Origin of the sequence: Janibacter sp. Soil728 (genome assembly GCF_001428305.1) — a bacterium.
Classification (GTDB): Bacteria; Actinomycetota; Actinomycetes; order Actinomycetales; family Dermatophilaceae; genus Janibacter.
Genome location: NZ_LMRZ01000004.1, coordinates 228,201 through 251,975 on the forward strand (window position 1 = coordinate 228,201; position 23,775 = coordinate 251,975).

The 23,775-nt window shown below is 70.9% G+C and carries 24 protein-coding genes and 2 riboswitches; of the genes, 15 read left to right on the forward strand and 9 right to left on the reverse strand.

What is annotated here, in order from left to right; all coding sequences use genetic code 11:
• Window positions 1-126 precede the first annotated feature (126 nt).
• The 5 genes from ASG73_RS07905 (at window position 127) to ribH (ending at window position 4,753) form a co-directional block, all read left to right on the forward strand.
• Entirely contained in the window at window positions 127-960 is an 834-nt protein-coding gene (locus tag ASG73_RS07905; RefSeq protein ID WP_055993294.1) for a lysozyme, read from the forward strand.
• A 107-nt stretch (window positions 961-1,067) separates the two neighbouring features.
• Window positions 1,068-1,197: riboswitch (FMN riboswitch) on the forward strand.
• Window positions 1,198-1,339: 142 nt separating this feature from the next.
• Window positions 1,340-2,431: a bifunctional diaminohydroxyphosphoribosylaminopyrimidine deaminase/5-amino-6-(5-phosphoribosylamino)uracil reductase RibD gene (gene ribD / locus ASG73_RS07910; protein ID WP_055993296.1), complete on the forward strand. Its 1,092-nt coding sequence runs from the start codon at window positions 1,340-1,342 to the stop codon at window positions 2,429-2,431.
• On the forward strand, window positions 2,431-3,042 hold the full coding sequence (locus ASG73_RS07915) for a riboflavin synthase (protein ID WP_055993298.1): 612 nt from the start codon (window positions 2,431-2,433) through the stop codon (window positions 3,040-3,042). The genes ribD and ASG73_RS07915 overlap by 1 nt, the downstream gene beginning before the upstream one ends.
• The gene (locus tag ASG73_RS07920) at window positions 3,039-4,286 is read left to right on the forward strand and encodes a bifunctional 3,4-dihydroxy-2-butanone-4-phosphate synthase/GTP cyclohydrolase II (protein WP_055993299.1); all 1,248 of its coding nucleotides are present in this window, start codon (window positions 3,039-3,041) and stop codon (window positions 4,284-4,286) included. The genes ASG73_RS07915 and ASG73_RS07920 overlap by 4 nt, the downstream gene beginning before the upstream one ends.
• A complete protein-coding gene (gene ribH, locus ASG73_RS07925; protein ID WP_055993301.1) occupies window positions 4,283-4,753 on the forward strand; it encodes a 6,7-dimethyl-8-ribityllumazine synthase in 471 nt (156 codons plus the stop codon). Before ASG73_RS07920 ends, ribH begins: the two co-directional genes overlap by 4 nt.
• Window positions 4,754-4,922: 169 nt before the next feature.
• On the opposite strand, the gene ASG73_RS07930 is transcribed toward ribH, so the two are convergent.
• The gene (locus ASG73_RS07930) at window positions 4,923-5,726 is read right to left on the reverse strand and encodes a hypothetical protein (protein WP_055993303.1); all 804 of its coding nucleotides are present in this window, start codon (window positions 5,724-5,726) and stop codon (window positions 4,923-4,925) included.
• Entirely contained in the window at window positions 5,719-6,225 is a 507-nt protein-coding gene (locus tag ASG73_RS07935; protein WP_055993305.1) for an RNA polymerase sigma factor, read from the reverse strand. Before ASG73_RS07935 ends, ASG73_RS07930 begins: the two co-directional genes overlap by 8 nt.
• Before the next feature lie 123 nt (window positions 6,226-6,348).
• Between ASG73_RS07935 and ASG73_RS07940 the strand changes: the two genes are divergently transcribed.
• The 7 genes from ASG73_RS07940 to ASG73_RS17880 all read left to right on the forward strand — a co-directional run bounded on the left by ASG73_RS07940 (window position 6,349) and on the right by ASG73_RS17880 (window position 12,988).
• The gene (locus tag ASG73_RS07940; protein ID WP_055993307.1) at window positions 6,349-7,503 is read left to right on the forward strand and encodes a cell division protein PerM; all 1,155 of its coding nucleotides are present in this window, start codon (window positions 6,349-6,351) and stop codon (window positions 7,501-7,503) included.
• 97 nt (window positions 7,504-7,600) lie between these two features.
• Window positions 7,601-8,266, forward strand: a complete 666-nt coding sequence (locus ASG73_RS07945; RefSeq protein WP_055993309.1) for a hypothetical protein — start codon at window positions 7,601-7,603, stop codon at window positions 8,264-8,266.
• A gap of 110 nt (window positions 8,267-8,376) precedes the next feature.
• On the forward strand, window positions 8,377-9,006 hold the full coding sequence (gene purN / locus ASG73_RS07950) for a phosphoribosylglycinamide formyltransferase (protein ID WP_055993311.1): 630 nt from the start codon (window positions 8,377-8,379) through the stop codon (window positions 9,004-9,006).
• A 41-nt stretch (window positions 9,007-9,047) separates the two neighbouring features.
• A riboswitch (ZMP/ZTP riboswitch) is annotated at window positions 9,048-9,128 on the forward strand.
• Between the two features lie 31 nt (window positions 9,129-9,159).
• Window positions 9,160-10,758, forward strand: coding sequence for a bifunctional phosphoribosylaminoimidazolecarboxamide formyltransferase/IMP cyclohydrolase (gene purH, locus ASG73_RS07955; RefSeq protein WP_055993313.1), 1,599 nt, complete (start codon window positions 9,160-9,162; stop codon window positions 10,756-10,758).
• 29 nt (window positions 10,759-10,787) lie between these two features.
• Window positions 10,788-11,648, forward strand: a complete 861-nt coding sequence (locus ASG73_RS07960) for a bifunctional methylenetetrahydrofolate dehydrogenase/methenyltetrahydrofolate cyclohydrolase (protein WP_055993316.1) — start codon at window positions 10,788-10,790, stop codon at window positions 11,646-11,648.
• Entirely contained in the window at window positions 11,645-11,980 is a 336-nt protein-coding gene (locus ASG73_RS07965; protein ID WP_055993318.1) for a DUF3017 domain-containing protein, read from the forward strand. Before ASG73_RS07960 ends, ASG73_RS07965 begins: the two co-directional genes overlap by 4 nt.
• Before the next feature lie 216 nt (window positions 11,981-12,196).
• On the forward strand, window positions 12,197-12,988 hold the full coding sequence (locus ASG73_RS17880; protein WP_156466203.1) for a hypothetical protein: 792 nt from the start codon (window positions 12,197-12,199) through the stop codon (window positions 12,986-12,988).
• A 71-nt stretch (window positions 12,989-13,059) separates the two neighbouring features.
• On the opposite strand, the gene ASG73_RS07975 is transcribed toward ASG73_RS17880, so the two are convergent.
• The 7 genes from ASG73_RS07975 to ASG73_RS08005 all read right to left on the reverse strand — a co-directional run bounded on the left by ASG73_RS07975 (window position 13,060) and on the right by ASG73_RS08005 (window position 21,099).
• A complete protein-coding gene (locus ASG73_RS07975) occupies window positions 13,060-14,055 on the reverse strand; it encodes a malate dehydrogenase (protein ID WP_055993322.1) in 996 nt (331 codons plus the stop codon).
• Window positions 14,056-14,144: 89 nt separating this feature from the next.
• Window positions 14,145-14,927 carry an anti-sigma factor gene (locus tag ASG73_RS07980; protein ID WP_055993324.1) on the reverse strand — a complete coding sequence of 261 codons (783 nt, stop codon included), beginning with the start codon at window positions 14,925-14,927 and terminating at the stop codon, window positions 14,145-14,147.
• Window positions 14,924-15,499, reverse strand: a complete 576-nt coding sequence (gene sigK, locus ASG73_RS07985; RefSeq protein ID WP_055994434.1) for an ECF RNA polymerase sigma factor SigK — start codon at window positions 15,497-15,499, stop codon at window positions 14,924-14,926. The genes ASG73_RS07980 and sigK overlap by 4 nt, the downstream gene beginning before the upstream one ends.
• Before the next feature lie 85 nt (window positions 15,500-15,584).
• On the reverse strand, window positions 15,585-16,238 hold the full coding sequence (locus ASG73_RS07990) for a fasciclin domain-containing protein (RefSeq protein ID WP_200946727.1): 654 nt from the start codon (window positions 16,236-16,238) through the stop codon (window positions 15,585-15,587).
• A gap of 69 nt (window positions 16,239-16,307) precedes the next feature.
• Window positions 16,308-17,831, reverse strand: coding sequence for a molybdopterin-dependent oxidoreductase (locus ASG73_RS07995; RefSeq protein ID WP_055993326.1), 1,524 nt, complete (start codon window positions 17,829-17,831; stop codon window positions 16,308-16,310).
• Window positions 17,832-17,976: 145 nt separating this feature from the next.
• Window positions 17,977-18,768 carry an aquaporin Z gene (aqpZ, locus tag ASG73_RS08000; protein ID WP_442905354.1) on the reverse strand — a complete coding sequence of 264 codons (792 nt, stop codon included), beginning with the start codon at window positions 18,766-18,768 and terminating at the stop codon, window positions 17,977-17,979.
• A 111-nt stretch (window positions 18,769-18,879) separates the two neighbouring features.
• Window positions 18,880-21,099, reverse strand: coding sequence for an NADP-dependent isocitrate dehydrogenase (locus ASG73_RS08005; RefSeq protein WP_055993330.1), 2,220 nt, complete (start codon window positions 21,097-21,099; stop codon window positions 18,880-18,882).
• A gap of 240 nt (window positions 21,100-21,339) precedes the next feature.
• Between ASG73_RS08005 and ASG73_RS08010 the strand changes: the two genes are divergently transcribed.
• Genes ASG73_RS08010 through ASG73_RS08020 form a run of 3 tightly spaced genes read left to right on the forward strand, consistent with a single transcriptional unit; the run spans window position 21,340 to window position 23,772 of the window.
• On the forward strand, window positions 21,340-21,585 hold the full coding sequence (locus ASG73_RS08010; RefSeq protein WP_156466204.1) for a hypothetical protein: 246 nt from the start codon (window positions 21,340-21,342) through the stop codon (window positions 21,583-21,585).
• A gap of 1 nt (window position 21,586) precedes the next feature.
• Window positions 21,587-23,056, forward strand: a complete 1,470-nt coding sequence (locus ASG73_RS08015; RefSeq protein WP_055993333.1) for a sugar transferase — start codon at window positions 21,587-21,589, stop codon at window positions 23,054-23,056.
• On the forward strand, window positions 23,056-23,772 hold the full coding sequence (locus tag ASG73_RS08020) for an FkbM family methyltransferase (protein WP_055993335.1): 717 nt from the start codon (window positions 23,056-23,058) through the stop codon (window positions 23,770-23,772). Before ASG73_RS08015 ends, ASG73_RS08020 begins: the two co-directional genes overlap by 1 nt.
• Window positions 23,773-23,775: the final 3 nt, after the last annotated feature.

Below are 23,775 nucleotides of genomic sequence, written 5' to 3' on the forward strand. Positions count from 1 at the left end.
GTCTGCGGACATCGTGACCGTCCCCTGACGGGATCCGGGAACGATCGTGGCCGGCTGGCCACCTGCGGCATCTAGCCTGCGGTTCGGCCCGTTCCCGGGCCACGACTCGTCGCTGGAGGAACCCTGATGTCCCGCACCACCATGACTCTGGCCGCGGCCGCGCTCACCGCCGTCGGCCTGCTCGTCCCCACCGGCGCGGGCGCCGCTCCGGCCGAGCGCACCCCGACCGCCGAGGCACGATCCGCTGGGGTCACGGGCCCCGGCGAGGCGGCGATGGGCTGGAAGCGGAACGACGTGCAGCAGACGCCCAAGCGGAGCGCGGCTGCCGTGACAGCCACGCCCCCGGGGGTGCCGGGCATCGACGTGTCCAGCTGGCAGGGGCGTGTCGACTGGGCTGCCCAGTGGAACGCCGGCAAGCGCTTCGCCTATGTCAAGGCCACCGAGGGGAGTACCTACACCAGCCCCACCTTCGGCCACCAGTACACCGGGTCCTACGCCCAGGGCATGATCCGTGGCGCCTACCACTTCGCGCTGCCGAACAGCTCGAGCGGCACGACGCAGGCCAACCACTTCGTCGACCACGGCGGCGGCTGGTCCGCTGACGGCAAGACCCTCCCGGGAGCCCTCGACATGGAGTGGAACCCCTATGGCGACACCTGCTATGGCAAGACCCAGGCCCAGATGCGCACCTGGGTCAACGACTTCCTCAACCGCTACCGCAGCCGCACGGGGCGCTACCCGGTGATCTACACGGCGACGAGCTGGTGGAACAAGTGCGTCGGCGGCGACACCTCCTTCGCCGCGAAGTCCCCGCTGTGGCTCGCCCGCTACGCGAGCGCACCCGGCACCAAGCCGGCCGGCTGGTACACGTACAGCTTCTGGCAGTACTCCACCACCCCCGTCGACCAGAACGTGTGGAACGGGACGCTGACGCGGCTTCGGTACTTCGCGACGCACTGACGGACGCGTCGGGTGACGTGTGCACCGAGCCCGTACCGCAGGGTGGGACAGGGCGTGCTGCCACCCATGAGGGCGGGGTATCCTCGACGGAGTACGAGTCATGTCGTACGCGTGCTCCGGGGTCGGTGTAATTCCGAGCCGGCGGTGACAGTCCGCGAGCCCCTCCTCTCGAGGTGGGGTTGAGCTGGTGAAACTCCAGCACCGACGGTGAAAGTCCGGATGGGAGGCAGCACGCGGCGTCGCGGTCGTGCCGTGTTGGGTCCAGCCACCCCGGTACGACGTCATCGGGCACCCCCGAGGTCTCCGCGCACGCCGTGACACGCCGTTGGCGTGCCTCCCTTCGCCCCCGTGGTCCGCGTCAGGACCACGGAGAGGGCAGATGCAGCAGCCGATCACCACCGAGAGCGCGATGGCCCGTGCCATCGAGCTGGCGGCACGCGGCCTGGGGCGCACCGCCCCCAACCCCGTCGTCGGTTGCGTCGTCCTCGACGTCGACGGGCGGACCGTCGGCGAGGGCTGGCACGAGCGGGCCGGTGATCCGCACGCCGAGGTCATGGCGCTCGCCGAGGCCGGCGACGCCGCCCGAGGTGGCACCGCGGTCGTCACCCTCGAGCCCTGCCGACACACCGGTCGCACCGGACCGTGCACCGGCGCCCTGCTGGATGCCGGCGTCGCGCGGGTCGTCGTGGCCGTCCCTGACCCCACCGTGACCGCTGGCGGGGGAGCGGACCTGTTGCGCGAGCACGGGATCGACGTCGTCGAGGGCACCGGGCGTGACGCCGCCGCACACGGCAACCGCGCCTGGCTGCACGCCATGAGGACCGGCCGTCCCTTCGTCACCTGGAAGCTGGCCAGCACGCTCGACGGACGCACCGCTGCCGCGGACGGCACGAGCCGCTGGATCACCGGGGCGCAGGCCCGCGCCGACGTCCACCGACTGCGGGCGCAGAGCGATGCCGTGCTCGTCGGTGGTACCACCCTGCGCGCCGACGACCCCCACCTGGCCGTCCGGGACATCGAGGGCGCGGCCCAACCGCTGCGCGTCGTCATCGACAGCCAGGCGCAGGTGCCGCTCACGGCGCGCGTCCTCGACGACGCGGCCCCGACCCTCGTGGTCGTCGCCGAGGGTGCCGACACCGCTCGCCTCACCGCTGCGGACGTCGACGTGCTCGCGGTTCCTTCCACTCCAGCGGGCCTCGACCTCATGGCGCTGCTCGCGGCACTCCACGAGCGCGGCGTGCGCTCGGTCCTGCTCGAGGGAGGGGCCCACCTCGCGGCCTCCTTCGTCGCGACCGACCTCGTCGACGAGGTCGTCGCCCACGTCGCACCGACGCTGCTCGGGGCCGGCTCGCCGGTCCTCGCGGACGCCGGCATCACCACCATCACCGAGGCCTTGCGCCTCACCACGACCGATGTCGCACGCCTCGGCGACGACATCGCCATCACGGCCACCGTGAGGAGGGAGCACTGATGTTCACCGGGATCATCGAAGAGCTCGGGGAGGTGGTCGCCATCGAGCCGGCCGCCGACTCCAGTCGAATCACCGTCCGGGGGAGCGTGACCACCACCGACTCCGCGCACGGTGCCTCGATCGCCGTCAACGGCGCCTGCCTGACCGTCACCGACCACGAGACGAAGGGGGGAGTCGTCACCTTCGACGTCATGGCAGAGAGCCTGCGCCGCACGGTCATCGGCGACCTGGCTGTCGGAGACGCCGTCAACCTCGAGCGTGCGATGGTGCTCGGCGCCCGCCTCGACGGACACCTCGTCCAGGGGCACGTCGACGGCACCGCCACGATCATCGAGCGCCGACCGGGCGACCGATGGGAGGAGGTGCGGCTCGCGATCGACCCCGAGCTGGCCCCCTTCGTCGTGGAGAAGGGCTCGATCTGCCTCGACGGGGTGAGCCTGACCCTCACCGTGGCCGCGGACGACCACGTCGAGGTCGCCCTGATCCCCACGACCCTGGAGCTGACCACCTTGGGCCGCAAGGGGATCGGTGACCGTGTCAATGTCGAGGTCGACATCCTCGGCAAGTACGTGCAGCGCATGCTGGCGCTCGACCCCAAGGAAACCCGATGAGCCACGACGACACCCTGCTCGACCCCATCGAGAGCGCGATCGAGGCGATCGCCGAGGGGCGCCCCGTCCTCGTCGTCGACGATGCCGACCGGGAGAACGAGGGAGACATCATCTTCGCCGCGGACGCGGCCACGGACGAGCTCATGGGCGTCACGGTGCGCCTCGGCAGCGGCGTCATCTGCGTCGCGATGACGGGCGAGGAGCTCGACCGTCTCGCGCTGCCGCCGATGACCGCCATCAACGAGGACTCCAAGGGGACGGCCTACTCCGTCTCCGTCGACGCACGAGAGGGCGTGACCACAGGGATCAGCGCCGCCGACCGCGCGCGCACCGCCCGACTCCTCGCCGACTCCACGACCGGCCGCGGTGACCTGGCCCGGCCGGGCCACGTCTTCCCCCTGCGCGCTCGCGACGGGGGAGTGCTCGTGCGCCGCGGCCACACCGAGGCGGCGGTCGACCTGTGCCGACTCGGTGGTCGCGCACCGGCCGGGGTCATCTGCGAGGTCGTCGAGGAGGACGGCTCCATGTCCCGCCTGCCGCAGCTGCGGGAGCTCGCCGACGAGCGCGGCTGGCCACTGGTCAGCATCGCCGATCTGGTCGACCTGCGGCGCCGGTCCGAGTCACTCGTCGAGCGAGTGGTCTCCACGCGCCTGCCGACCGTCCACGGCGAGTTCACGGCCCACGGATATCGCAGTGGCATCGACGCCAGTGAGCACATCGCCCTCGTCCACGGGGACATCACCGCCGGAACGCCGCTCGTGCGCGTCCACAGCGAGTGCCTCACGGGAGACGTCTTCGGCTCGCTGCGCTGCGACTGCGGACCCCAGCTCGACGCGGCCCAGGCTGCGATCGCCGCTGCTGGTGCCGGCGTCATCGTCTATGTCCGCGGGCACGAAGGGCGCGGCATCGGGCTCGTCGACAAGCTGCGGACCTACGCCGGCCAGGACGCGGGTGCCGACACCGTCGACGCCAACTCCGACCTGGGCCTGCCGGTCGACGCGCGGGACTACACCCACGCGGCGCAGATGCTGCGTGACCTCGGGGTCGAGAGCGTGCGGTTGCTCAGCAACAACCCGGACAAGGTCGTGGCACTCGCCTCGCTCGGGGTCGAGGTCGTCGAGCGGGTGGCGCTGCCGCCGCAGGTCACGAGCGACAACCTGAGGTACCTGCGCACCAAGCGCGACCGGATGGGTCACGACCTGCCGTGGCTCCCGGGCACCGACGACGATGGGAGCACACGATGAGCGGTCACGGAGCACCGACGATCCAGATCGAGGGGGCCGACGGCCTCACGGTCGCGATCGTCGCGTCGAGCTGGCACACCGAGGTCATGGACGGACTGGTCGGCGGAGCCGAGGCAGCCCTGAGGGAGGTCGGCGTCGAGGCGACCCTCGTGCGGGTCGCGGGCAGCTTCGAGCTGCCGGTCGTGGCGGCCGAGCTCGCCCGCACCCACGACGCGGTCATCGCTCTGGGCGTCATCATCCGTGGGGGCACTCCCCACTTCGAGTACGTGTGCGCTGCAGCGACGGACGGCCTGTCGCGGGTGGCCCTCGACTCCGGGACCCCGATCGGGTTCGGTCTGCTCACCTGCGACGACGACGAGCAGGCGCTCGCTCGCGCAGGCCTGGTCGGCTCGAAGGAGAGCAAGGGCAGGGAGGCGACCGAGGCCGCCATCTCCACGGCGATCACGCTGCGCCGGCTGCGGGCGTGACGCACCCCACGCGCTCCCGGGCTCTCGCGGTGGTGACGCGGAGCACCGAGCAGGGCTAGCCTGACGCTGCAGCGCCGACCTGGTCGATCCCCCCTGTTCCCGGGTCGGCGCTGTCATGCGTCCGGCGGTCCAGTGGCCCGAGCCACCCCTCAGGGAGTCGGGCGCCACCTCATGGAGCGATGCTCTGGGTGGTGAGGTCGACGTCGCCGAGGGCGGACTGCGCGACCTGCCGCATCTCCTCGGACGTGTAGGTCATGCCGTCGAGCTCGGCGACCGTGAGGTACGAGGTCGAGGCACCTCGGGTCGCCTCGACCCACCAGTAGGTGGAGCCGTCCTTGCCCCGGGCGTGCCAGGAGCGGAACCGCGAGTCCCCGGGCAGGTCCTCGGTCACCCGCTGGGTGACCGTGTAGGTCTTCTCGCACTGGGCCACGGCGGTGTCGATGGCATCGGTCGGGGCATTGGTCCCACCGGAGGCGGTACCGATCCACTGCCCGGCGACCACCCGACCGTCAGACAGAGTGGACACGCGTCGCTCCCACGTGTCAGAGCGAGGTGTCTGGAAGCACTGGCCGTCGGGCTTGGCCGTGCCCACGGTGCTCGCGACCGGCAGGCCGAGCGCCGCCGACCACTCGGTGGAGTCGAGCATGTGCATCGTCGGCTCACCCGCCGAGTCCGTGGAGGTCGCTGCAGGGGGAGCCGTGCCGTCGCCGGCCTGGACGAGAAGTCCGGTCCCGGTGGCGATGAGGGCGGCTGCCGCGACACCGGCGAGGAGGATGAAGGAGCGCCGCCGACGCGTGGCCAGAGTGACGACCGTGTCGCCGGACACCTCGTCCCGTCCCTCGGCACGGGCCCGGACGAAGGCCGGCTCGGGCAGGGGCTGGACGGAGACGTCCTCCCGGAGGGACATCAGTGCTGAGCGGACGAGCTCGTCGTCGTCGAGGTCCCACGGCATGTCGTCGTGACGGTCAGTCATCGTGGTCCTCCTTGTCCGTGAGTGTCTTGGCCAGCTGCGCCCGACCGCGGTGCAGGCGGGCCTTGATGGTGCCCGGTGGGGCACCGGTCTGTCGGGAGATGTCCTCGACCGACATGTCGGCGAGGTAGTGCAGTGCGAGGGTCTCGCGAACCTCGGGGCCGAGGGTGCGCAGGGCAGCGACGACCGTCACCCTGTCCACGGTGGGGCCAGCCGGTGAGGGTGGCTCCCCGTGCCGCTCCATCGCCTTGTCCCTGTTGGTGTCCTTGCGCCATGCGGAGATCGCGATGCGTCGTGCCACGGTTCGTACCCACGCGCCCGGCTCGTCAGTGGCGCGTACCTGGTCCCACCGCTGCCATGCCCGGGCGAAGGCCTCCTGAGCGGAGTCGCGTGCCAGCTCGAGGTCGCCTGTCGCGGCGTACACGAGGTGGACGACGCCTTGCGCCGTGGAGCGGTAGAAGTCGTCGAACTCGGCCTCGGCGGATGCTTCGCCTCCCTTCATCTCACCCCTCCAGACGCCTGCGGGGGCACGTGGGTTGCTCCCGGAACCGAAATCTTTTCGTGACCATCGGCTGGCCTCCACCAACCATCCCCCTTCGTCGGTGACCATGGGGGCGTGACGGTGATGGAGATCCTTCGGTCGGCCACGACCGTGGACGACGGTACTCGGAGACGCCCGGAGCTGCGGGCCGCGGCTGCGGGTGCCTTGACGGCGACTGCCGGTTGGGTGCTCCCGGTCCTCCTCGTCATTCTCGGTGCCCTGGCCGTGCCGCGCGCCTCGGCCGGCTTCGGAGACGCGCTGGGCTCCGGCAGCCTGTTGTGGCTCGTCCTCGGTGGCGCCCGGCTCCACCTGGGCGCCGGGACCTTGGCGCTGACTCCTCTGCTGGGCGCCGCGCTCCTCGTCCTGCTCGCCAGGGTGGGCGCGCGCCGCGGGCTGCCCGAGGCGCCCGACCTGCGCGTGCAAGGCTCTTGGCTGGCCGGCTATGCCGCCGTCGGGGTGGTCGCCTCACTCCTGGGCTTGTTCTCGCCCGCGGGACCGGTGCTGGTGAGTCTGGTCCTGCCTCTGCTCGTCATCCCCGCGCTGGGCCTGGCCTGGGCGCACGGACTGCCGGAGCGCCCAGCGGACCTCTGGTCCCGCGCACCGCTGTCGCTGCGGCGCGGCATCATCCCGGGCGCGAAGGGCGCGCTCCTCCTCATCGCGATGGGTGCCGTCCTCGTCGCGCTGGCCACCCTCATCAACATCGGCCGGGTCGGGCACATCCACTCGGCTCTCGAGGCTGGCTTCTTCGGCGGTCTGGTCCTCGTGCTGCTGCAGGTGGCGCTGCTGCCCAACCTGGCCCTGTGGGGGCTCTCCTTCGCGGCGGGCCCCGGCTTCTCCACCACGGGCGGGGCGATGACCACGTGGTCAGGTGCCGAGGCAGGGCTGCTGCCGATGGTCCCCGTCCTCGCCGCGCAGCCACAGCCCGGTGGGCTCCCGTGGATGACCCACCTGCTCGTCCTGCTGCCGATCGCGGCCGGTGTCTGGCTCGGCCGCGAGACGCTGACCCGTGTTCCCCGGCTCGCGGCGACCCAGACCAAGCTCGCCGCAGTGGCGGCAGCGGTCGTCGTCGCGGCCCTGACCATCGGCGTGATCGACTCCCTTGCCGGTGGATCGATGGGGGCGGCCCGGCTGTCCCACTTGGGCGCCCCCGCCTTCGTGCTCATGCTCGTGCTGGCCGGTGAGCTGGCGCTGGGCGCCTTCGCCGCCCTCGCGCGCGACTGGTGGGTGCTGCGGCGCTGAGGCCATGATCGTGTGCGAGGCAACCGGTCGGGTCGCCCGCACGTCTGGTCCAGCAACGCGGTCGCTGCAGGGCTCCCGCCGGACGAAAGGCGCCACGATGCACCACACCACCCGTCCACTCGCCTTCGCCGCTGCCGGGGCCGCGATCGCCCTGGCCATCGGTGCGTGCGCCGGGCCCGACGAGACCAGTGGAGCGCCTGACGCCACGGTCACCGTCACCGCAGGACCCGACCGGTCGGGGTCGGCGACCACGGTCTCTCCCGCGGGCGGCGCGGCGCCCCGCGGAGCCACGTCGACGATCGCCGAGCCATCGGCCCCCGAGATCCCGTCCGCCAACCGGGTGGGAGCGACGACCTCTCGCGCCGGCTGGGTCTCACCGAGCGGCAAGATCGCCTGCACCTACTCCGCGCTGGGGGGCGAAGAGCTCGCACGCTGCGACCTGCGCAGCGGCAGCCTCCCGGTCCCGCAGGACCTGCGGGGTGGCTGCGAGTTCGACATCGGCACCAGCATGGTCGTCGACGCGCAGGGCGCCCGCCCGGGCTGCGTCAGCGACGCGGTCCAGGCGCAGTCGAGCGACGAGGCCGCCTCGGCGGGATGGTGGACGCCCGGACTGGGTGTCTCCGCGGATGACGAGGCGATCCTCCCGTACGACCACAGCATCGGGAGCGAGCAGACGGGGTGCGAGAGCCGCGCGAGCGGAATGACCTGTCGGGTCGGGGACCACGGGTTCACGATCAACGACTCCTCCTACACCACTTGGTGACCTCGAGCCCCGGATGCGCACGACCTTGAGGAGATGCGCCAGAGGGTGAGGGCGGGCGAAGGGAGTGGGAGCCCCGCTGACAGGACGCCAGGGGATCTAGACTCCGCTGGGTGAGCGCCCCCCTTCGTCTCGTCGTCCTCGTCTCCGGCTCGGGGACCCTCCTGCAGGTCCTGCTCGATGCCACCGCGGCCGGGACCCTGCCCGCGCAGATCGTCGCCGTGGGGACCGACCGCGCCGACTGCACCGGGCTGGCCCGCGCCGACGCCGCAGGCGTGCACACCTTTGTCGAGTCGGTGGCCGACCACCCCGACCGTGACGCCTGGGACGCCGCGCTCGCGGCGCGGGTCGCCGGGTACGAGCCAGACCTCGTCGTGACGGCGGGGTTCATGAAGATCCTCGGTCCGCGGACCCTCGACGCCTGCACCTTCCTCAACACCCACCCCGCCCTGCTGCCGGCCTTCCCCGGGGCCCATGGGGTGCGCGACGCCCTGGCCTACGGCGTGCGCGTCACCGGTTCGACCGCCCACCTCGTCGATGCCGGGGTCGACACCGGCCCGATCATCGAGCAGCGGACCGTCGTCATCACCGACGACGACACCAAGGACACGCTCCACGAGCGGATCAAGGTCGTCGAGCGCGAGATGCTCGTCGACGTCGTGACCGCCATGGCGCTCGGCGGGTGGCGCGTCGACGGCCGCCGCGTGATCCTCGGGCCCGCGCCTGACTGCGCACGACCTTGAGGTCGTGCGGTTTCGCGGGCCGTGGCGCACGGCCGTAGACTCGGCCCCAACACGACTGGCGAAGGTGGGTCACCACCGGGGAGTGACGACGTCGAGGTGCATCGCCCGCCTGGGTGCACCCATCCCGCACCACAGCGACCCCAGGAGTTCTTCGTGTCAGACCGCCGTCCCGTCCGCCGTGCCCTCGTCTCCGTCTACGACAAGACCGGGCTCGAGGACCTCGTCCGCGGCCTGTCCGAGGCCGGTGTCGAGCTCGTCTCCACCGGCGGCTCCGCCGCCACCATCGCCGGCCTGGGTCTGCCCGTGACCAAGGTCGAGGACCTGACCGGCTTCCCCGAGTGCCTCGACGGGCGGGTCAAGACCCTCCACCCGCGCGTCCACGCCGGCATCCTCGCCGACACCCGGCTGCCCGACCACGTGCGTCAGCTCGAGGAGCTGGAGGTCGCCCCCTTCGACCTCGTCGTCGTCAACCTCTACCCCTTCGCCGACACGGTCGCCTCGGGCGCCGGTGTGCAGGACTGCATCGAGAAGATCGACATCGGTGGGCCGACCATGGTCCGCGCCGCGGCCAAGAACCACGCGTCCGTCGCGATCGTCACCGACCCCACCTCCTACGGCGAGGTGCTCGAGACCGTGCGCGGCGGCGGGTTCACCCTCGCGCAGCGCCAGCGCCTGGCGACGGACGCCTTCGTCCACACGGCCACCTACGACGTCGCGGTCGCCTCCTGGATGGGTTCGGTCGTCAGCACGAGCGACGAGACCCCCTTCCCCGGTTGGATCGGTGGGACCTACGCCAAGAAGTCCGGCCTGCGCTACGGGGAGAACCCGCACCAGTCCGCCGCGCTCTATGTCGCCGAGGGCGCCTCCGGGCTCGCGCAGGCCGAGCAGCTGCACGGCAAGGAGATGTCCTACAACAACTACGTCGACGCGGACGCCGCCCTGCGCGCCGCCCACGACCACGGCGACCAGCCGACCGTCGCCATCATCAAGCACGCCAACCCGTGCGGCATCGCGGTGGGGGAGAGCATCGAGGTGGCCTACGAGCGCGCCCACGCGTGCGACCCCGTCTCCGCCTACGGCGGCATCGTCGCCACCAACCGCCCCGTGACGGCGGCCATGGCGACCGCGCTCAACGACACCTTCTCCGAGGTCATCGTCGCCCCGGACTTCGACGCCGACGCGCTGACGATCCTCAGGGAGAAGAAGAACCGTCGCCTGATCCAGGTCGCGACACCGACGCCCGGTGGCGTCGAGACCCGCCCGATCTCCGGTGGGCTCCTCGTGCAGCAGCGCGACGCGATCGACGGCGTCGTCGAGGCCACGGGGGACGACAAGCCGACCCAGGGCCACGGCGACGACCCGAGCGCCTGGGTGCTCGTGACCGGCGAGGCTGCAGACGAGGCGACCCTGGCGGACCTGTCCTTCGCCTGGCGCGCGGTGCGCGCCACCAAGTCCAACGCGATCCTCCTGGCCAAGGACCAAGGGTCCGTCGGCATCGGCATGGGTCAGGTCAACCGCGTCGACTCCTGCCACCTGGCCGTGAGCCGCGCCGGTGAGGAGCGGGCGAAGGGGGCCGCCGCAGCCTCGGACGCCTTCTTCCCCTTCGCCGACGGGCTGCAGGTCCTGCTCGACGCCGGCGTCACGGCCGTCGTCGCCCCCGGCGGCTCGGTCCGCGACGACGAGGTCGTCGCGGCGGCGCAGGCTGCCGGGATCACGATGTACTTCACCGGCACACGCCACTTCGCCCACTGACCCGCCACCTCGACCGCAAGGGACATCACGTGACAGCACAGATCCTCGACGGCAAGGCAGCACTGGCCTCGATCAAGGCCGAGCTCACGGTGCGGGTGGCCGCGCTCAAGGAGCGGGGCGTCACCCCGGGGCTGGGGACCGTCCTCGTGGGCGACGACCCGGGCAGCCGGTGGTACGTCGGCGCCAAGCACAAGGACTGCGCCGAGATCGGCATCACGAGCATCCGTCGTGACCTGCCGGCGAGCTCGAGCCTCGAGGAGGTGCTCGAGGTCGTGCGTGAGCTCAACGAGGACCCGGGGTGCACCGGATTCCTCGTCCAGCAGCCGACCGGGCTGGACGAGAACAAGATCCTCTCCGCGGTGGACCCCCTCAAGGACGTCGACGGGCTGCACCCGACGAATCTCGGGTGGCTCGTCCTCGGCGAGCCGGCGCCCCTGCCCTGCACCCCCATGGGGTGCATCGAGCTGCTGCGCCGTCACGATGTGCCGATCGCGGGTGCGCACGTGGTGATCGTCGGGCGTGGCATCACCGTGGGCCGCCCCCTCAGCCTGATCCTCACCCGACGCAGCGAGAACGCCACGACGGTCTCCTGCCACACCGGCACCCGCGACCTGGCGGCAGAGGTCCGGCAGGCCGACATCGTCGTGGCCGCAGCCGGCGTCCCGGGGATCATCACCAAGGACATGGTCAAGCCCGGCGCTGCCGTGCTCGACGTGGGCGTGAGCCGGATCGTGGCCGAGGACGGGAAGTCCAAGGTCGCCGGCGATGTCGCAGCGGACGTCGCCGAGGTCGCGGGGTGGGTCAGCCCCAACCCCGGTGGTGTCGGTCCGATGACGCGGGCAATGCTGCTGACCAATGTCGTCGAGGCGGCGGAGCGCAGCCTGGCATGAGTGAGCCGGGAGCAGGGGAGCTGGAGGACGGTGCGCAGGAGGCTCCTGCACAGGTTCGTCCTGCCCTCGACACCCGGCCGCTGGCAGCTTGGTGGGTGATCTTTGCCGGTCTCGTCGTCGGGCTGCTCTTCGTGCTCACCGACCACATGCTGCGCGCGACCGTGTCGCTCGGAGCCGCACTCCTGCTGGCGGCGCTGCTCCGCGTGACCCTGCCCGGGACCAAGGTCGGGGGGATCGCCGTGCGTGGTCCGTTCGTCGACGTCGTCATGCTCGTCCTGCTCGGCGTGGCGGTCCTCGTGTCGGGCTTCACCCTGGATCTCGCCGCGCGCTGACGCGCGCCGATCATGGTTCGGCTACTCCCGAAGGTTTCCACAAAAGGGTAAAGATCTATTGTGGAGATGGTAAGCAATCAGTAACGTTTGAGGCAGTCGGGGAGTCTTGGCGCCGCTTGGTGCGTCGAGAGGGGACCACGCCTTCTGCCGCCCCGTCGGTCGGCGTGACCGCGGTGAGGGCCGCCTTCGCCGCGTTGCTGAGCACGGGGAGTCATCATGACCGCACGTCCATCCTTTCGTCTTGCCGGGGCAGCTGGTCTGGCCGCTGGCCTGACACTCGGCGGCAGCGTCCTCATCGCTGCCTCGACCGCCTCGGCGGCGCCCGCCGAGCACGTCACCATCTGCCACGCGTTGGGCACGCCGGACGCTGCCGACCACGGCTACGTCGAGATCGGGCCGGCCGAGACCGGCACGGTCCGCGGGCACGCGGCGTGGGACTTCAAGACCCACGTGCCGAGCGCCAACGGCCACGAGGCTGACATCATCCCGCCCTTCACGTACTCCGATCAGGACGGTGACCATGAGTTCCCGGGTCAGAACTGGGACGCCGGGGGCGAGGCCATCCTCGACAACGGCTGCGTGGCGCCGGAGCCGACTACGCCTCCGGAGTCGACCACGACCACCGGCACGTCGACCACCAGCACGTCGACGACCAGCACGTCGACCACCACTCCGCCGACGTCGACCACCAGCACGTCGACCACGACCCCTCCGACGTCGACGACCAGCACGTCGACCACCGCTCCGCCGACGTCGACCACCAGCACGTCGACCACGACGATGCCTCCGACGTCGACCACCACGGCCTCGAGCTCGACACACATGCCCCCGCCCGTGGTGCCGACCAACCCCGCAGGCCCGCAGACCCCTGGCGTTGTCCAGACCGATGGTGGCCCGATGGGCGGTGACTCCGGCGCGCTCCTGGGTGCCCTCGGGATCGCTGCGCTCCTCGGCACCATGGGCGCTGCCGGCGTCGTCGGCAACCGCGCCGCCTCACGCCGTCACTGACGGTCACGGCATGACGAAGGGGGTCCCGCACCTGTCCGGTGCGGGACCCCCTTCGGTCTGTGAGGGGTCGGTCAGCCCTTGATCAGGCCGAGCTTGGTCACGGCCTCGCGCTCCTCGGCGAGCTCCGCGACGGAGGCGTCGATCTTGGCGCGCGAGAAGTCGTCGATCTCGAGGCCCTGGACGATCTCCCACTTGCCGTCCTTGACGGTCACGGGGAAGGAGGAGATGAGACCCTCGGGGACGCCGTAGGAGCCGTCGGAGCACACCGACATGGAGACCCAGTTGTCCTCGGGGGTGCCGAGGGCCCAGTCACGGGCGTGGTCGACGGTCGCAGAGGCAGCGGAGGCGGCCGAGGAGGCGCCACGGGCCTCGATGATCGCTGCGCCACGCTTGGCGACGGTCGGGATGAAGGTGCTCTCCAGCCACTCCTGGTCGCCCACGGTCTCGGCGGCGTTCTTGCCGGAGACCTCGGCGTGGAAGAGGTCGGGGTACTGCGTGGCGGAGTGGTTGCCCCAGATCGTCATCTTCTTGATCTCGGTGACCGGCACGCCGAGCTTGGCGGACAGCTGGCTGATGGCCCGGTTGTGGTCCAGGCGGGTCAGCGCGCTGAAGCGCTCGTTGGGGATGTCCGGAGCGTTGTTCATCGCGATGAGCGCGTTGGTGTTGGCCGGGTTGCCGGTGATCGTGATGTGCACGTCGTCGGCCGCGACCTTGTTGAGGGCCGCGCCCTGGGGGGCGAAGATGCCGCCGTTGGCCTCGAGGAGGTCACCGCGCTCCATACCCGGGCCACGCGGACGGGCGCCCACGAGGAGGGCGTGGTTGACACCATCGAAGACCTTTTCGGCGTCGTCGCCGATCTCGACACCCGCGAGCGTCGGGAAGGCGCAGTCGTCGAGCTCCATGACGACACCCTCCAGGGCCTTCAGGGCCGGGGTGATCTCGAGCAGACGCAGCTCGACGGGGGTGTCGGGGCCGAAGAGGGACCCACTGGCGATGCGGAAGAGAAGGCTGTAGCCGATCTGGCCGGCGGCGCCGGTGACGGCGACCTTGACGGGAGTGGTGCTCACGAGAAGTCGTACCCCTTAGTGCGGTGATTGGGCAGCAGATACGGGGTCGACCCTACTCCGCGGCAGGGACCTGACGTCATCGACGTCCGTCACCCGAGCGCGATGAGGGCCACGGGTGCGGAGGTCGGCTGCGGCGAGCCGGCGGCCGGCTCCTTGGTCAGGCCCACGCCCGCTGCGCCCTCGACATCGCCCTCGAGGAGCATCTCGCCGTCGGTGGTGGTCATCATCCCGGCCGAGACCATGGAGCCCGAGGAGTCCTGGAGCCAGGCCTGGTACGCCTTGCCGCTCCCGGGGTCGGCAAGCCCCTCGACCCGCAGCACCGCCTTGCCCATCTGGTCGGACCGCACGACGCGGACCGTGCCCCCGTCGTCGGTGGTGGCCTGCCAGGTCTGGGCATCGGAGGCTTCCAGGACCTGGTCCGAGATGCTCGTGGTGGCCTGCTCCACCACCTGCCACGTGACGCCTCCGCCGACGACGAGTGCGGCCGCAGCGGCCAGCGCGGCCCACTGCCGGCTCACCCGGCGACGAAGGGGGACGACGTTCGTCTCGGTCGGGGCCTCGGTGTCGGACTGTGCGACGGCCGGCTCCGCAGCGACGGGCTCCGCAGCGACGGGCTCCGCGGCGGCGGGCTCGTCGACGACCGGCGGGTCCTGACGGGTGGTGCGGATGGCCGCCATGATGTCGGCGCGCAGGGCCGGGGGAGGTGAGACCGCGACGGTCTCGGCGAGCAGCGGGGTGACCCCGCGTAGCGAGTCGACCTCGTCGCGGCAGGTCTCGCAACGGCCGAGGTGTACCTCGAAGTCGGCACGTTCCCCATCACTCAGGGCGTCGAGGACGAAGGCCCCGGAGAGGCTGTGCAGGTCGTCGCTCATGGTGTCACTCCCAGCTGGTCCCTCAGACGGATGAGTCCGTCGCGTATACGTGTCTTGGCGGTGCCGAGCGGTAGGTCCAGCAGGCTCGCCACCTCGGTGTGGGTGTAACCACCGAGGTAGGCGAGGCTGACGGCTTCGCGCTGGACCTGTGTGAGGCCGTCGAGTGCCGAGCGCACCCTGCGGGCCTCGATCCTGGCCGTGGCCTGCTCGGCCGTGGTGTCGAAGGCGACATCGCGGCTGCGTGCGTGCCAGGTGTCGTCCCGGACGGTGGCCGACTGACTCGCGCGGACCCGATCCACCGCTCTGCGGTGGGCCATCGTCAGCAGCCAGCCGATCGCCGACCCCTTGCTGGGGTCGAAGCGGGTGGCCCCGCGCCACACCTCGAGGTAGACCTCCTGGGTGACCTCCTCCGACTGGGAGGGGTTGCGCAGGACTCGCAGGATCAGGCCGTGCACGCGCGGCGCCGTCTCGTCGTAGAGGGCGGCGAAGGCGTCCTCGTCCCCCTTCGCCACCTGACGAAGACGATCAGCGAGAGGCTCGCCGGCCCCCCGACCAGATGTCCGATCGACCATGGAGTGGTCGTACGGGGAGTCGTGGTCGGGGGGAGGAGGCACGAGGTACATGATGCCTGCTCAGGTCACCGTGAGTCAGACGGGGTTACTTGGCGGTCGGCATGAGGACGCCGTCGATGATGTAGACGGTCGCGTTGGCCGTCTGGACATTGCCGCAGACGACCTTGGCGTCGCCCACGGTGAAGGCCTCGCCGGAACCCTCGACCGTGATCTTGTCGCCGGCCAGCGTCGTGTGGGTGCCAGCCAGGTCCTCGGGGGCCAGGCGGCCCTCGACGACGTGGTGGGTGAGCACGGTCGTCAGCAGGCCCTTGGGGTCGCCCATGGCCTTGTCCATCGTGGCCTTGTCCATGGCGGCGAAGGCGTCGTTGGTGGGGGCGAAGACGGTGATGTCCTTGGCGGAGTTGAGCGTCGATCCCAGGTCGGCCTTGGTCACCGCGGTGACGAGGGTCTTGAGCGCGGGGTTGTTGCTCGCGGCGGTGGCGACCGGGTCGGTGGCCATGCCGTCGAAGGAGCCCTTGCCGGACGTCGGAACGGAGGCGCAGCCGTCGCCGAAGGGAGCGGAGGCCTTGTCGGCAGTGGAGGAGGAGCTCATCGCGTCACTCGAGGTGGAGCTGGAAGCGGCGCTCGAGGAGCTGCTGGAGCCGGAGCCCGAGTCCGAGCCACCACATGCGGTGAGGGCGAAGGGCAGGGCCAGCGCGGCGAGGGTTGCGGCGGTGCGGGTCGTGGTCATGCGGATCATGTCGGCCTCCAGAAGGCGTGGTGGGAAGAGGTGCAAGAGGGGTTCGGAGCTGCGGCACAACCGGATTGGTCAGTCGGTGACCGTCACGGCGGACCGGTGCCATCCCGTGGCGCCGGAGGGGAACGGGGGCTCGATCTCCTGCGTCTGGAGCTGTCCGTCACCATCGGTCGCCCGCGCGATGAAGTCGTGCCGGCCCGGTGTGGCGTCCCAGGGCAGGAACCACTGGCGCCAGCAGTCGACATCGGCCTCGGCGCCCAGCGTGGCCCGCTGCCACGGTCCGTCGTCGATGCGCACCTCGACCTTGCTGATGCCGCGACGCTGCGCCCAGGCCACGCCACCGATGACGGTGCGACCGGGAGCGATGCGGCGCAGGGCTCGTGGTGTGTCGATGCGGGCCTGGGTGTGCACCCGGCCGTCGATGGCCCAGTCACGGTCCGTCCAGTAGGCGCTCGCGGCGTCATAGCGGGTGACGGTCATCCGGGTCAGCCACTTGGTGGCACCGACGAAGCCGTACAGGCCGGGTGTCACGAGCCGCGCCGGGAAGCCGTGCTCGCGGGGGAGAGGCGTGCCGTTCATCCCCACCGCGACGAGGGCGTCGCGATCGTCGAGCAGCGCCGACAGTGGCGTGGAGATCGTCATGCCGTCCGTCGACGTCGAGAGCACCTGCAGACCCGGGTCCTTGGGATCGGTGTCGAGTCCGGCGCGGGCGAGCAGCTCGCGGGTGGGCACACCGAGCCAACGGGCATTGCCGATGAGCGGACCGCCCACTTCGTTGGAGACGCAGTTGAGAGTGATGTCACGCTCGACCATCGGCATGTCGAGCAGCTCATCGAGGGTGAGCGAAAAACCTTGTGGCACATCGCCGTCGATCGTCAGCTTCCAGTCGCCGGGGTCCACGTCGGGGGCCAGCAGGGCGGTGTCGATCCGGTAGAACTCCCCGTTGGGCGTGACGAAGGGGGCGATCCCCGACTTGCCCAGCTCCACCCCCTTCGCCAGCGGTGGCAGTGGCGTTGTCGGCGTCGGGAGGGTGAGCGTCGGGGGCCGGCTGCGAGAGATCAGGCCCTGACCGGCGCCGCCGAGGGCGAGGGCCGCGGCGCCGGTGCCACCGAGGGCGAAGAGCCTGCGCCGGGTGGGCTGATCGGGCCGGCTGTGGGCCGCATCGGACGGGACCACTCGGGCCACGAGCCAGTCCAGGGTCAGGACGCCGACGACCGCGGCCACGAGGGCCGGCAACCAGGCCAGGGTGTCGGCGGTGGGCCGCAGCACCGCCGCCGCGCCCGCGAGCCCGGTGAGCAGGAGCAGCAGGCCGGTGCCGAGGATCCGGGAGCGGGGACGCACGGCTCCGGCGACAGCGGCCAGGAGCAGGGTGACGATGGCGACGGACCCGATGAGGACCGGCTTGTCCGCGGTGCCGAAGGTCCCCACGGCCCACTCCTTGACCGGCGTCGGGGTGGCGTCGATGACCTGGCTGCCGACCGCGAGCACCGGGGACGAGGGCGGGGAGGTGAGGGCCGCGACGAGGTGTGCGGCCGCCGTGCCGAGGGTTGCCGCCAGAACTCCGCAGGCGGCGGCGGGTGCGATGCGAGATCTCATGAAGAGGGTTCGGAGCGGAGCGGCTGTTGGGATGGGACGACGAAGGGGGACCCGGCCGGCGCAGTCCTGCGGGGGGACGCGCGCCCCACGACCAGGGGCGCCCGGCACGATGCCGAGGCGCCCCCTTCGTCCATGTGGATCAGCCTCAGTCGCCGTCGATGTCGATGTCGGCGCGGTTGACGCCGGTGATGACAGCGTAGGTCGCACCGGCGATGGCCGCACCCACGATCGGGGCGAGCCAGAAGGCCCACAGCTGGCCGGCAGCGCCGTCCTGGAAGAACGCGACCGCGGTCGAGCGGGCCGGGTTGACCGAGGTGTTGCTGATCGGGATCGAGATGAGGTGGATCAGCGTCAGGCTCAGGCCGATGGCGATCGGGGCGAAGCCGACCGGAGCACGCTCGTCGGTGGAGCCGAGGATCACGTAGAGGAAGAAACCAGTGAGGATCGCCTCGGCGACGAGTACGGCCACCAGCGAGTAGCCGCCGGGGGAGTGGATGCCGTAACCGTTGGCCGCGAAACCGGCGCCGGCGTCGAAGCCCTCCTTGCCGCTGGCGATCGCGAAGAGGGCACCGCCCGCGACGAGACCCGCGACGACCTGCGTGATGACGTAGGCCGGCACGTCCTTCCACTCGAAGCGTCGGCCGGTGGCCAGGCCGATGGTGACGGCGGGGTTGAAGTGGCCGCCGGAGACATGACCGACGGCGTAGGCCATCGTGAGCACGGTCAGGCCGAAGGCCAGGGCGACACCGACGAAGCCGATGCCGAGACCGGTGTCCTTGCCGTCGACGACGTGCTGGGCTGCGAAGATCGCCGACCCGCAGCCGCCGAAGACGAGCCAGAAGGTGCCGAGGAACTCGGCGCCGAGTCGGTGGACCAAGGAGTGGTGCATACAGGCTCCTGCCGTGGTGTCGGTCGCCCGGACCGTCGACCCGGGCATGGTCTGGATCCTAGGGAGCGGGCCGACCGGCTGCAGGACGAAGGGAGGGCCCCGGCGGTTGCCGGGGCCCTCCCTGGGTCGTCGTGCTCACCCCGCGAGCGGGGCGGGCGCTCAGAGTGCGTCGATGATGGCGTTGAGCGTGCTGCTCGGGCGCATCGCGGCCTCGGCCTTGGCGGCGTCCGGCTTGTAGTAGCCACCGAGGTCCACCGGGGACCCCTGGGCGCCGATGAGCTCGTCGTTGATCTTGGCCTCGTTGGCCGCCAGCTGCTCGGCGACGTCGGCGAAGCGCGCCTTGAGCTCGGCGTCGACGTCCTGGGCGGCCAGGGCCTGGGCCCAGTACAGGGCCAGGTAGAAGTGGCTGCCGCGGTTGTCGATCTGGCCGAGCTTGCGGGCGGGCGACTTGTTCTCCTCGAGGAAGGTCGCGATCGCCGTGTCGAGCGTGTCGGCCAGCACCTGAGCCTTGGCGTTGTCGAAGTTCGTCGCGAGGTGCTCCAGCGACGCGCCCAGCGCGGAGAACTCGCCGAGGGAGTCCCACCGCAGGTAGTCCTCCTTGATGAACTGCTGGACGTGCTTCGGGGCGGAGCCACCGGCACCGGTCTCGAAGAGGCCGCCACCCGCGAGCAGGGGGACGATCGAGAGCATCTTGGCGCTCGTCCCGAGCTCGAGGATCGGGAAGAGGTCGGTGAGGTAGTCACGCAGCACGTTGCCGGTCACCGAGATGGCGTCCTTGCCGGCGCGGATCTGCTCGAGGCAGTAGGTCACGGCCTCGACCGGCGGGAGGATCTTGATGTCCAGGCCCTCGGTGTCGTGCTGCTGGAGGTACTCGCCCACCTTGGCGATGATCTGCGCGTCGTGGGCGCGCTTCTCGTCGAGGTAGAACACGGCCGGGGCGCCGGTGGCGCGCGCCCGGGTGACGGCAAGCTTGACCCAGTCCTGGACGGGGATGTCCTTGACCCGGCTCATCCGCCAGATGTCACCCTCTTCGACGGTGTGCTCGAGGAGGACCTCACCCGCGGAGCTGGTGACGGTGACGGTGCCGTCCTGCGGGATCTCGAAGGTCGTGGGGTGCGAGCCGTACTCCTCGGCCTTCTGCGCCATGAGACCGACATTGGGCACGGTGCCGATGGTGGCCGGGTCGAGGGCGCCGTTCTTGCGGTGCTCGTCGAAGACCGCGGCGTACATGGCGCCGTAGGACCGGTCAGGGATGAGCGCGAGCGTCTCCTGCTGGCCCCCCTCGGCGTCCCACATCTGACCGGAGTCGCGGATGACGACCGGCATCGAGGCGTCGATGATGACATCGCTCGGCACGTGGAGGTTGGTGATGCCCTTGTCCGAGTCGACCATGGCCAGGGCCGGACGCTCGGCGGACAGTGCCTCGATGTCGGCGCGGATCTCGTCGCGCTTCGCGGTGGGCAGCTTCTCGATCTGCGTGTAGAGCGACGCGAGGCCGTAGCGCAGGTCGACACCGGCCTCGGCGAGGGCCTCGGCGTGCTTGTCGACGACGTCACCGAGCCAGGTCGCGACACCGTGGCCGAAGAGGATCGGGTCGGACACCTTCATCATCGTGGCCTTGAGGTGCAGCGAGAGCAGCAGGCCCTCGGCGCGCGCGGTCTCGATCTGCTCGGCGTAGAAGGCGCGCAGCGCCTTCGCCGACATGAAGGTCGCGTCGACGATCTCACCCTTGGTCACCGGGACGGAGTCCTTGAGGACGACCTTGGTGCCGTCGGTGGCGGTGAGGGTGATCGCGAGCGTGTCGTCGGCGGGGACGACGACGGACTTCTCGTTGCCGTAGAAGTCGCCCTCGGTCATCGAGGCGACGCGGGCCTTGTTGTCGGCCGTCCAGGCGCCGAGGCGGTGGGGGTGCTTCTTGGTGAAGTTCTTGACCGCGAGCGGCGCGCGACGGTCAGAGTTGCCCTCGCGCAGCACCGGGTTGACGGCCGACCCCAGGACATTGGCGTAGGCCGCGGCGACCTGCTTGTCCTCGTCGGTGGAGGGGGAGTCCGGGTAGTCCGGCAGGTCGTAACCCTGACCCTGCAGCTCGGCGATGGCCGCCTTGAGCTGCGGCACGGAGGCGGAGACATTGGGCAGCTTGATGATGTTGGCCTCGGGCCGTCCGGCGAGCTCGCCGAGCGCGGCGAGGTTGTCGGTGACGCGCTGCTCGTCGGTGAGGCGGTCGGGGAACTGGGCGAGGATGCGGCCGGCGAGCGAGATGTCGCTGGTCTCGAGCTCCACCCCGGTACCTGAGGTGAAGGCCTGGACGATCGGCAGCAGCGAGTAGGTCGCCAGCGCGGGCGCCTCGTCGATCTTGGTCCAGATGATCTTCGCGGTCATGGGTGTCCCTCCGTGGGGTGTGGGGTGGGTCTCGCCGTGATTCTCCCACGGGCCCGAAGGGAGGGGCCCCCGGCTCCATGTCGCTCCCCGGTCGGGACCCCAGGTTGCCGCAGATTCGCCGGTAAGGGTCTAGTCAAGAAGAGTAAGCGGTTGGTAAGGTCCGATATCGGGATCATGGCCGGGGAGGTTCATGAGTCCGAGTCCGGGCGGACGTCGCACCGGACTCTGGGAGGGGCTGCGGTGCAGATCGAGAGCATGATGTTCGTGGGCTGGGTGGCGTTGCCCATCGCGGCCTACACGATGGGGCGGATGGCGATCCGCCGATCAAATCAGCGCACCGCCCGGCGTCCCCACGTGGATGCCACCACCCGCCTGGCCGAGATGCGGGCCGTCCAGGGGGTCGTGACCCGAGGCCGGATGGCCGAGGCGATCCGGCTCGCCGACGGCACGGCCGGCTCCAGCGCCCTCACCACCCACCGAGGTTGACGTGGTCGGGCCGGCGCGTCTGGTCCACCCCGATGTCGGCGCAGGTCGTGCCGCGCTGCGTCCGCTCCAGGTCATGCTGGCGGTCACCGACCTGCTCGTGATCCTCTGGGCGACCTTCGGCGCGCAGGTCGTCCGGTTCGGCGTCGATGGGCACGGCAACGACGTCGCGGCGAGCACGGACAGCTTCACGCTGACCTACACGAGCTTCAGCGCGGGCCTGGCGCTCGTGTGGTGGCTGGCACTGCGTGTCCACGGCGCCTACGAGGCGCACATCCTCGGTCACGGAGCGTCGGAGTACCGGATCATCGCGGTGGCATCCCTGTGGGTCTTCGCCGCGGTCGCGATGCTCGCCTTCGCCCTGCAGGTGGCCGTGGCCCGCGGCTACATCCTCCTCGCACTGCCCTCGGGGATCATCGGGCTGTGGGTGGCCCGGCGCCTGTGGCGCAGGTGGCTCGGCGGTCGCCGGGCGGCCGGTGACCTCAGTCATGACGTCCTCGTCGTCGGCCACGAGACCTCGGCGCACCAGCTCGTGCAGGTCTTCGCCGCGGTGCCCGAGGCCGGCTACCGCGTCATCGGGGTCTGCGGCGCGAGCGAGGGACAGGCCATCGAGGGGATCCCGGTCCTCGGCCGTGAGCGGGACGCCGGTCGCGTGGCCATCGAGCTGGGCGTCGACGTCGTGGCCTGCGCCGACGGCCACGGGTTGGGGAGCGCCGGCCTGCGCAGACTCGGGTGGGCTCTCGAGGGCAGCGGCATCGACCTGGTCGTCTCCCCGGGGTTGACGGAGATTGCCGGCCCCCGCGTGCTGACGCGGCCCGTGGCAGGGCTCCCGCTGCTGCACGTGGAGGCGCCGAAGTTTTCCGGACCCAGGCTGGCGATGAAGTTCCTCCTCGACTGGGTTGGTGCTCTGGTACTCCTCATCGTCTTCTCTCCGCTGATGATCGTGGTCGCGGTCATGACCAAGCTGCACGACGCAGGCCCGGTCCTCTTCCGGCAGGAGCGAGTCGGTCTGGACGGCCAGACCTTCCTCATGACGAAGTTCAGGTCGATGGACGTCGACGCCGAGGAATGCTTGGAGGACCTGCGCCGGGCTCGGGTGTCCGACCGGGACCGCGGCGTCCTGTTCAAGATGGAGGACGACCCACGGGTGACGCCGATCGGCCGATTCATCCGTCGCTACTCGATCGACGAGCTGCCCCAGCTCTTCGACGTGCTCGCCGGCAAGATGAGCCTCGTGGGTCCTCGCCCGCCGCTGCCGTCCGAGGTGTCGCAGTACGAGGGCGACGTGGGCCGACGGCTGCTCGTGCGGCCAGGCATGACGGGGCTGTGGCAGATCAACGGGCGCAGCGACCTGTCGTGGGAGGAGTCGGTGCGCTTCGACCTGTACTACGTGGAGAACTGGTCGGTCGCCCAGGACATGATCATCCTGTGGCGCACCATCGCGGCGGTGCTGGCCAAGGACGGTGCCTACTGATGGTGACGGACGTGCGACGGCGATGGAGTGCTCCCTTCCGTCCTCGCAACTACCGGGCCGCCTGGTCGACGTTGACGACCAGCAGACGGCCGGTCGATGCCTTGGACCGGTACGTCCGGGGGAGAGGTGACTACCCCTGGACGGTCACGCTCCGCACACCCGTCGGCCCGCTGGAGCTGCTCGTGCCCCACCCGCACGACGTGCGCACGGTCAACGAGGTCTTCCACCGCCACGACTACGGGGCCGGCCAGCCGGCCGTCGTCGTCGACATCGGCGGCAACATCGGCATCAGTGCCGCCTACTGGCTCAGCCGCTCGGCCACGAGCCGGGTGCACGTCTGGGAGCCGGTGCCCCACAACCTCGAGACCCTGCGGCACAACGTCGCTCCCTTCGGGGACAGGTGCGTCGTGCACGAGGCGGCACTCGCGCCGGTGGCCGGACCGGCCACCTTCCTCATCGATCCGGTGGGCCGCTACAGCGGGCTCGCGGAGTACCAGTCCACGACCGAGGGCCGGGTGGCCGTCGAGATCCGGTGCGAGGCCGTGGCCGATGCGCTCACCGTGGTCCTCGAGCGGGAGGGACGTATCGACCTGGTCAAGGTCGACACCGAAGGGAGCGAGGACGCGATCGTCGCGGCGATCCCACCTCACCTGCGCGCGGCCATCGGGGAGATCGTCCACGAGTACCCCGGCGGGGTGCGCCGCATCCGCTCCTGAGCC

Excerpts from the sequence above, each read along its gene's own strand:
- ASG73_RS07995 (WP_055993326.1), bottom strand. The coding sequence starts at position 17,831 with ATGAGATCTCGCATCGCACCCGCCGCCGCCTGCGGAGTTCTGGCGGCA.
- sigK (WP_055994434.1), bottom strand. The coding sequence starts at position 15,499 with ATGGTCGATCGGACATCTGGTCGGGGGGCCGGCGAGCCTCTCGCTGAT.
- ASG73_RS07945 (WP_055993309.1), top strand. The coding sequence starts at position 7,601 with ATGCACCACACCACCCGTCCACTCGCCTTCGCCGCTGCCGGGGCCGCG.
- ASG73_RS07935 (WP_055993305.1), bottom strand. The coding sequence starts at position 6,225 with ATGAAGGGAGGCGAAGCATCCGCCGAGGCCGAGTTCGACGACTTCTAC.
- ASG73_RS07915 (WP_055993298.1), top strand. The coding sequence starts at position 2,431 with ATGTTCACCGGGATCATCGAAGAGCTCGGGGAGGTGGTCGCCATCGAG.
- ASG73_RS08020 (WP_055993335.1), top strand. The coding sequence starts at position 23,056 with ATGGTGACGGACGTGCGACGGCGATGGAGTGCTCCCTTCCGTCCTCGC.
- ASG73_RS07905 (WP_055993294.1), top strand. The coding sequence starts at position 127 with ATGTCCCGCACCACCATGACTCTGGCCGCGGCCGCGCTCACCGCCGTC.
- ASG73_RS07980 (WP_055993324.1), bottom strand. The coding sequence starts at position 14,927 with ATGAGCGACGACCTGCACAGCCTCTCCGGGGCCTTCGTCCTCGACGCC.
- ribH (WP_055993301.1), top strand. The coding sequence starts at position 4,283 with ATGAGCGGTCACGGAGCACCGACGATCCAGATCGAGGGGGCCGACGGC.
- aqpZ (WP_442905354.1), bottom strand. The coding sequence starts at position 18,768 with ATGCCCGGGTCGACGGTCCGGGCGACCGACACCACGGCAGGAGCCTGT.
- ribD (WP_055993296.1), top strand. The coding sequence starts at position 1,340 with ATGCAGCAGCCGATCACCACCGAGAGCGCGATGGCCCGTGCCATCGAG.
- ASG73_RS17880 (WP_156466203.1), top strand. The coding sequence starts at position 12,197 with ATGACCGCACGTCCATCCTTTCGTCTTGCCGGGGCAGCTGGTCTGGCC.
- ASG73_RS07940 (WP_055993307.1), top strand. The coding sequence starts at position 6,349 with ATGGAGATCCTTCGGTCGGCCACGACCGTGGACGACGGTACTCGGAGA.
- ASG73_RS07930 (WP_055993303.1), bottom strand. The coding sequence starts at position 5,726 with ATGACTGACCGTCACGACGACATGCCGTGGGACCTCGACGACGACGAG.
- ASG73_RS07920 (WP_055993299.1), top strand. The coding sequence starts at position 3,039 with ATGAGCCACGACGACACCCTGCTCGACCCCATCGAGAGCGCGATCGAG.
- ASG73_RS07965 (WP_055993318.1), top strand. The coding sequence starts at position 11,645 with ATGAGTGAGCCGGGAGCAGGGGAGCTGGAGGACGGTGCGCAGGAGGCT.
- ASG73_RS08005 (WP_055993330.1), bottom strand. The coding sequence starts at position 21,099 with ATGACCGCGAAGATCATCTGGACCAAGATCGACGAGGCGCCCGCGCTG.
- ASG73_RS07990 (WP_200946727.1), bottom strand. The coding sequence starts at position 16,238 with ATGATCCGCATGACCACGACCCGCACCGCCGCAACCCTCGCCGCGCTG.